The following is a 6,667-nucleotide window of genomic DNA, read 5'->3' as shown; positions in this document are numbered from 1 at the left end:
CGCCCTCGCCCTGCACCGGCTCGATCAGGATGCCGGCGGTTTCCTCTGTTATCGCGTCCTTGACGGCAGCGATATCGCCGAAGGGCAGCTTCAGAAAGCCCGGCGCCTTGGGGCCGAAGCCCTCGATGTACTTCTCCTGGCCGCCGGCCGCGATCGTCGCGATCGTGCGGCCGTGGAAGGCGCCGTCGAAGGTGAGGATATGGAATTTGCCGGGATGGCCCTTGGCGAAGTGATAGCGGCGCGCGGTCTTGATGGCGCATTCCAGCGCTTCGGCGCCCGAATTGGTGAAAAACACCTTGTCGGCGAAGGTCGCCTCCGTCAGCCGACGGCCGAGGCTCTCCTGGCCGGGCACCTCATAGAGGTTGGACAGGTGCCAGACCTTGTCGGCCTGATCCTTCAGCGCAGCGACGAGATGGGGATGCGCATGGCCCAGAGAATTCACGGCGACGCCGGCGGCGAAATCGAGATATCGCTCGCCATCTTCGGCGATCAGCCAGACGCCCTCCCCGCGCGTGAACCGAAGGGGTGCACGCATATAGGTTTCATAGAGCGGCGCGGCATCGGCCATGGCGCGGATCCTCCAAAAGAGATGCGAAAAAAACGTCTGACACTTGACTTTTCCGGGCTCCGGAAAAATCAAAAGCCGCCTTTCGGCGGCCTGCGGCACTATCGGCATTTCACCTGGGGATGTCAACAAAATCGCACCCCGAGTGACGCTGAACCTCCCGCAAGGTGAGGATTCACGGCACGCGCGGAAGGTGTCGCCGTCGAGTCACACCCGACCAGCAAGTTGGGGAAAACCTCGAAATCGATTCGCGCCGATTCCTGCGACTCTTGTCACAGAGTCCCCCGGTCTCTAGGTTAAAGACCAATTACTAGACTGCATGCGGCGGAACTAGTCACCAAAAGAGTTGAAGGCGTTCAGGTTCCGGATCTGTCCGGGACGCGATGAGGGATTCTCGCATCGAACGCCGAGCGGAGACGAAAAAATGAACTGGACAGACGAGCGCGTCGAAAAACTCAAGAAGCTCTGGGCCGAGGGTTTGAGCGCGAGCCAGATCGCGGCACAACTCGGCGGCGTCAGCCGCAATGCCGTGATCGGCAAGGTGCACCGGCTCAACCTGCCGGGCCGCGCCAAGGCTGGCGGCACGCAGACCGCCGCCCGCCCGAAGCGTCCGGCACCGGCCGCTCCGCGCCCCGCGACCTTCCAGGCCCGTGCCGTCACCCCGCGCACCGCCGCCCGTCCGGCAGCCGTTGCCAAGAACGACATGGACATGGATACGGCATTCGAGGTGGAGACCGAACAGCTCCCGGTTCCCGCCAACGGCAACAATGTCGTCGTGCCGATGTCGCGCAAGCTGGAACTGACGCAGCTGACCGAGCGCACCTGCAAGTGGCCGATCGGCGACCCGCTGAACGACGATTTCCACTTCTGCGGCAACGAGTCCCCTGATAATTCGCCCTACTGCACCTACCACCAGCGCCTCGCCTACCAGCCCTCGGCCGAGCGTCGCCGGATGCGCTGATCGCGTGGACATGGAATGAGAAACGGAGCCGAAAGGCTCCGTTTTTGTTTGTAGTGAAAGGTTGGGAAAGCCCCTCATCCCGCTGCCGCGACCTTCTCCCCGCAAGCGGGGAGAAGGGGAGAAGGCAACGTTTCTCAAAAGCATTTCCTTTTGAACACCACCGGGCGTCGATGGTCCCTTCTCCCCGCCTGCGGGGAGAAGGTGCCGGCAGGCGGATGAGGGCGACACAATACTGGCTCCCAAAACGCAAACAGGCCCCGCAGGGCCCATTTCCGTCCTTGGGAGGAATGCTTTTCGCTCAGGTTTCCAGCGAATAGCCGGCGCCGCGGACCGTGCGGATGACGTCCTGCATGTTGGCGAAATTGAGCGCCTTGCGCAGGCGGCCGACATGCACGTCGACGGTGCGTTCGTCGACATAGATGTCGTGGCCCCATACGCCGTCTAGCAGCTGCGAGCGCGAGAAGACGCGGCTCGGCGAGGTCATCAGGAATTCCAGGAGACGGAATTCCGTCGGGCCGAGGCGAACCTCGCGGGTGCGGCGGTGGACGCGGTGCGTCTCGCGGTCGAGCTCGATATCGCCGCAGCGCAGCACGGTCGAGACGACCTCGGGCTTAGCGCGGCGCAGCATGGCGCGGACGCGTGCCACCAGCTCCGGCGTCGAGAACGGCTTGACGACATAGTCGTCCGCGCCGGTGGCCAAGCCACGCACCCGCTCGCTCTCCTCACCGCGCGCCGTCAGCATGATGATCGGCAGGCGCTCGGTTTCCGGCCGCTGACGCAGGCGCCGGCACAGCTCGATGCCGGAGACGCCCGGCAGCATCCAGTCGAGGATGAGGAGGTCGGGCATGCGCTCCTGCAAGCGCATCTCGGCCTCGTCGCCGGACAGGATCGTATCGACCTCGAAACCCTCGGCTTCGAGATTGTAGCGCAGGAGGACGCTCAGCGCCTCCTCGTCTTCCACGACGGCTATTCTGGGCACCATGGACAGGATCCCTGCTTACACTTACTCGGACGCGTCGGCGGCGGCCGCGACGACGGACGTCGAGGTGTCGTCCTTCGGGCGCTCGCCTTCCGGCTGGGCGCCGGTCGCCATGTAGTAGATGGTCTCGGCAATGTTCGTGGCGTGGTCGCCAATGCGCTCTATGTTCTTGGCGCAGAACAGGAGATGCGTGCAGGGCGTGATGTTGCGCGGATCTTCCATCATGTAGGTCAGAAGTTCGCGGAACAGCGAGGTGTAGATAGCATCGATCTCGTCGTCGCGCTCGCGGATCGCCTTGGCCTTGTCAACCGAGCGGGTCGCGAAGACGTCGAGCACTTCCTTGAGCTGCATCAGCGCGAGTTCCGCGAGATGCTCCAGCCCGCGGGCGAGCTTGCGCGGCATGCCCGAGCTCTGCACGGCGATGACGCGCTTGGCGGTGTTCTTGCCGAGGTCGCCGACACGCTCCAGCTCGGCGGCGATGCGGATCGTGCCCATGATTTCGCGCAGGTCGGCGGCCATCGGCTGGCGCTTGGCTATGGTGACGATCGCCTTGTCGTTGATCTGGCGCTCGGCATTGTCGAGAATGACGTCCTCGGAAATGACCTTCTGGGCCAGCGCGACGTCTGTGGTGACAAGGGCGCGGACGGAATCCGACACCATCTGCTCGGCCGTGCCGCCCATCTCGGAGATGCGGCGGGAGAGATATTTCAGTTCTTCGTCGTAAATCGAAACAATATGGGTCGATGACATCGTTTTGTCCTTAATACACGCGGTTTTCGGGAAGCCTGGCGACGAAAGCGTCAGCCGAAGCGGCCCATGATGTAGTCCTGCGTGCGCTGGTCATCCGGGTTGGTGAACATCTTGTCGGTGTCGTTCTCCTCGACGAGGTTGCCGAGGTGGAACATGGCGGTGCGCTGCGAGACGCGGGCCGCCTGCTGCATGGAGTGCGTCACGATGACGATGGTGAAGTTGGCGCGAAGCTCGTGGATGAGTTCCTCGACCTTGGCCGTCGCGATCGGGTCGAGCGCCGAGCAGGGTTCGTCCATCAGGATGACCTCGGGGCTGACGGCGACGGCGCGGGCGATGCACAGGCGCTGCTGCTGGCCGCCGGAGAGGCCGGTGCCGCCTTCATGCAGGCGATCCTTCACCTCGTTCCAGAGACCCGCCTTCTGCAAGCTCTTCTCCACGATGGCGTCCATGTCGGCCTTCGATTTGGCGAGGCCGTGGATGCGCGGGCCGTAGGCGACGTTCTCGTAGATTGACTTCGGGAACGGGTTCGGCTTCTGGAACACCATGCCGACGCGGGCGCGCAGTTCGACGACGTCGATGTTCGGATCATAGATATCGTCCGTATCGAGCGTGATGCGGCCGGTGACGCGGCAGCCGTCGATCGTGTCGTTCATGCGGTTCAGCGTGCGCAGGAAAGTCGACTTGCCGCAGCCCGACGGGCCGATCAGCGCCGTCACGGTGTTTTCGCGGACGTTCAGGTTGACGTCGTAGAGGGCGCGCTTGTCGCCGTAATAGACCGAAACGTCCTTGCCGATCATCTTGTAGGAAATGTCGTTCATTTTCTTGTCCAGCGCTTTCTCGACTGCTGCTTCTGACATCATGTTCATAGGATCGGTCCTTCTACCAGCGCCGTTCGAAACGGCGGCGCAACAGGATGGCGCCAACATTCATGAGGATGAGGAAGATGAGGAGCACCATGATGGCACCCGACGTGCGCTCCACGAAGGCACGCTCGGCCTCGTTCGCCCACATGTAGATCTGCACCGGCAGAGCCGTGGAGGGTTCCAGCGGCGTTCCCGGAATGTCAGCGACGAAGGCGACCATGCCGATGAGCAGCAGCGGTGCGGTTTCGCCGAGCGCATGCGCCAGACCAATGATCGTGCCCGTCAGGATGCCCGGCATGGCGAGCGGCAGGACGTGGTGGAACACGGTCTGCATCTTCGAAGCGCCGAGGCCGAGGGCGGCCGAGCGGATCGACGGCGGCACGGCCTTGAGGGCAGCGCGCGTCGCGATGATGATCGTCGGCAGCGTCATCAGCGTCAGCACCAGGCCGCCGACGAGGGCTGCCGAGCGGGGAAAGCCCGCAAAGTTGACGAAGACGGCGAGGCCGAGCAGGCCGTAGACGATGGACGGCACGGCGGCGAGATTGTTGATGTTCACCTCGATCAGATCCGTGAAACGGTTCTTCGGAGCGAATTCCTCGAGATAGATCGACGCGGCGACACCGATCGGCAGCGACAGCACGAGTACGATCAGCATCATGTAGAGCGAGCCGACGACGGCGACGCCCAGGCCCGCCGCTTCCGGACGGCTCGATGCGCCGTTGACGAAGAGGCCGGTGTTGAAATGCTTGGAGAGCGCGCCGCTTTCGACGAGCGTGTTCATCCAGCCGACCTGCTTGTCGGAGATCTTGCGGTTGTTTTCCGCAACCTTGAGATCGATCTGACCCTTGAAGGCCGAGTCGAGGTCACCATGGGCGAGGAAGGTCACCGTCTGCGTGGTGCCGATGATCGCCGGATTGGCGACGACCATATCGCGGAACTGCGTACGGACGCTGTCCGAGATCATGCCGTTGACAGCCTTGAGACCGGCACGGTCCTTTTCATCGACGCCGAGAACCTTGGCGAGCGCGTTGCGGGCAACGACCGGATAGTTGGCCGAGACAAGCTTCTGCGGGTTGGTGGCGCGCTCGTTGTTCTTGTCGATCACCTGCTCGGAAAACTCGACCGGGATGGTGATCATCGACTGCTGGAACGCGGTGTAGCCCTTGGACACGACCGAAAACAGCAGAAGGAACAGGAAGAGCAGACCGAAGGCGATCGCTGCCATGCCAAAGAGGCGGAAGCGGCGCTCGGCGGCGTAGCGGCGGCGAAGGCCGATATCGCGACGTTCGGGTTTGGCGGAGACGCCAAGGGCGGCCATCGAAGGGCTCGTGGAGACCTGGCTCATTCGTACTGCTCCCGGTATTTGCGCACGATGTAAAGGGCGTAGATGTTCAGGCAAAGCGTGATGAAGAACAGCGTGATGCCGAGGGCAAAGGCCACCAGCGTCTGCGGCGAGGTGAATTCGAGGTCACCCGTCAGCTGGTTGACGATCTTGACGGTCACGGTCGTCATCGGCTCGAAGGGATTGAGCTGCATGCGGGCGGCAACACCGGCGGCCAGCACCACGATCATGGTTTCGCCGACGGCGCGCGAGGCGGTCATCAGAAGCGCACCGACGATGCCCGGCAGAGCTGCCGGCAGGATGACGCGCTTGATCGTTTCAGAGCGCGTGGCGCCGAGACCGAGCGAACCGTCACGCAGTGCCCGCGGCACGGCGGTGATGATGTCGTCCGACAGCGAGGAGACGTAGGGGATCAGCATGATGCCCATGACGAAGCCGGCCGTCAGAACGCTCTGCGCCTGGATGAAATTCGTGTAGTTGCCGGTGACGAGGCCGTTCAGCTGAGCGGAGATATCGCGCAGGAACGGGCCGACCGTCACGAGGGCGAAGAAGCCATAGACGATGGTCGGGATGCCGGCGAGCACTTCGAGCAGGGGCTTGGCCACCGAGCGGACGTGACGCGAGGCATATTCCGACATGTAGATGGCGGCGAAGAGACCGACCGGCACGGCCACCAACATCGCGACGAAGCCGATATAGAGCGTACCGGCGAGCAGCGGGATCAGGCCGAACTGGCCGGCGGACGCCGTAGCACCGGCGGCGGCGAAGCGCGGATCCCAGACCGTGCCGAAGAAGAATTCCCAGGCCGGCACCATGTTGAAGAAGTGCACGGCTTCCGTGAACATCGAGGTGACGATGCCGACCGTCGTGAGGATGGCGATCGACGAGGCGGCGATGAGGCCGACCAGCATCATGCCTTCGACGCGGTTGCGGGCGCGGAATTTCGGGGCGATCGAGCGGTAGGAGAAGAAGGCGCCGACAGCCGCCACGACAATCGCAAGAACAGACAGCATGGTGCTGCTCGTATTCGTCATGCGATTGAGGTCGTCGGCGGACTTCAGCATGTAGGGCGCGGGCTCGGCAGCGACCGGCACGCCCTTGCTGGCGAGCACGTCGCGGGCGGTGGCGCCGTCCTTGAACAGGGCCTCGCGCTCTTCGGCCGTCAGCACCTTGAAGCCGCGCGCGATTGCGCTGATCATGTTGTAAT

At 63.4% G+C, this 6,667-nt stretch carries 7 protein-coding genes; 1 reads left to right on the top strand and 6 read right to left on the bottom strand.

The features are described 5' to 3' along the window. The coding region (locus ACOZKU_RS21805) for an aminotransferase class III-fold pyridoxal phosphate-dependent enzyme (protein WP_421580654.1) at positions 1-568 on the bottom strand (568 nt) is incomplete at its 3' end. Between the two features lie 421 nt (positions 569-989). Here ACOZKU_RS21805 and ACOZKU_RS21800 point away from each other — a divergent pair. Then, on the top strand, positions 990-1,526 hold the full coding sequence (locus tag ACOZKU_RS21800) for a GcrA family cell cycle regulator (protein ID WP_314090183.1): 537 nt from the start codon (positions 990-992) through the stop codon (positions 1,524-1,526). 298 nt (positions 1,527-1,824) lie between these two features. Here the strand turns inward: ACOZKU_RS21800 and phoB are convergent, their stop codons facing one another. From phoB to pstC, 5 genes are all read right to left on the bottom strand, one after another. After that, positions 1,825-2,508 carry a phosphate regulon transcriptional regulator PhoB gene (gene phoB / locus ACOZKU_RS21795; RefSeq protein ID WP_117367838.1) on the bottom strand — a complete coding sequence of 228 codons (684 nt, stop codon included), beginning with the start codon at positions 2,506-2,508 and terminating at the stop codon, positions 1,825-1,827. Between the two features lie 21 nt (positions 2,509-2,529). After that, the gene (gene phoU / locus ACOZKU_RS21790; RefSeq protein WP_314090187.1) at positions 2,530-3,255 is read right to left on the bottom strand and encodes a phosphate signaling complex protein PhoU; all 726 of its coding nucleotides are present in this window, start codon (positions 3,253-3,255) and stop codon (positions 2,530-2,532) included. A gap of 50 nt (positions 3,256-3,305) precedes the next feature. Next, the gene (gene pstB / locus ACOZKU_RS21785) at positions 3,306-4,121 is read right to left on the bottom strand and encodes a phosphate ABC transporter ATP-binding protein PstB (protein WP_117367835.1); all 816 of its coding nucleotides are present in this window, start codon (positions 4,119-4,121) and stop codon (positions 3,306-3,308) included. A gap of 13 nt (positions 4,122-4,134) precedes the next feature. Continuing rightward, positions 4,135-5,463 carry a phosphate ABC transporter permease PstA gene (gene pstA / locus ACOZKU_RS21780; RefSeq protein WP_314090192.1) on the bottom strand — a complete coding sequence of 443 codons (1,329 nt, stop codon included), beginning with the start codon at positions 5,461-5,463 and terminating at the stop codon, positions 4,135-4,137. Continuing rightward, positions 5,460-6,667 (bottom strand): phosphate ABC transporter permease subunit PstC (pstC, locus tag ACOZKU_RS21775; protein ID WP_421580653.1); only part of this gene is annotated, 1,208 nt, incomplete at its 5' end. The genes pstA and pstC, both read right to left, overlap by 4 nt.

It is taken from the genome of Shinella sp. M31 (assembly GCF_049199205.1).
Classification (GTDB): domain Bacteria; phylum Pseudomonadota; class Alphaproteobacteria; order Rhizobiales; family Rhizobiaceae; genus Shinella.
The sequence above is the reverse complement of the archived record's forward strand: the minus strand, read 5'-3'. Positions and strand labels throughout refer to the sequence as shown.

Bases quoted from the DNA above. Each gene is read 5' to 3' on its own strand.
- pstB (WP_117367835.1), bottom strand. From the start codon at position 4,121: ATGAACATGATGTCAGAAGCAGCAGTCGAGAAAGCGCTGGACAAGAAA.
- phoB (WP_117367838.1), bottom strand. From the start codon at position 2,508: ATGGTGCCCAGAATAGCCGTCGTGGAAGACGAGGAGGCGCTGAGCGTC.
- pstA (WP_314090192.1), bottom strand. From the start codon at position 5,463: ATGAGCCAGGTCTCCACGAGCCCTTCGATGGCCGCCCTTGGCGTCTCC.
- phoU (WP_314090187.1), bottom strand. From the start codon at position 3,255: ATGTCATCGACCCATATTGTTTCGATTTACGACGAAGAACTGAAATAT.
- ACOZKU_RS21800 (WP_314090183.1), top strand. From the start codon at position 990: ATGAACTGGACAGACGAGCGCGTCGAAAAACTCAAGAAGCTCTGGGCC.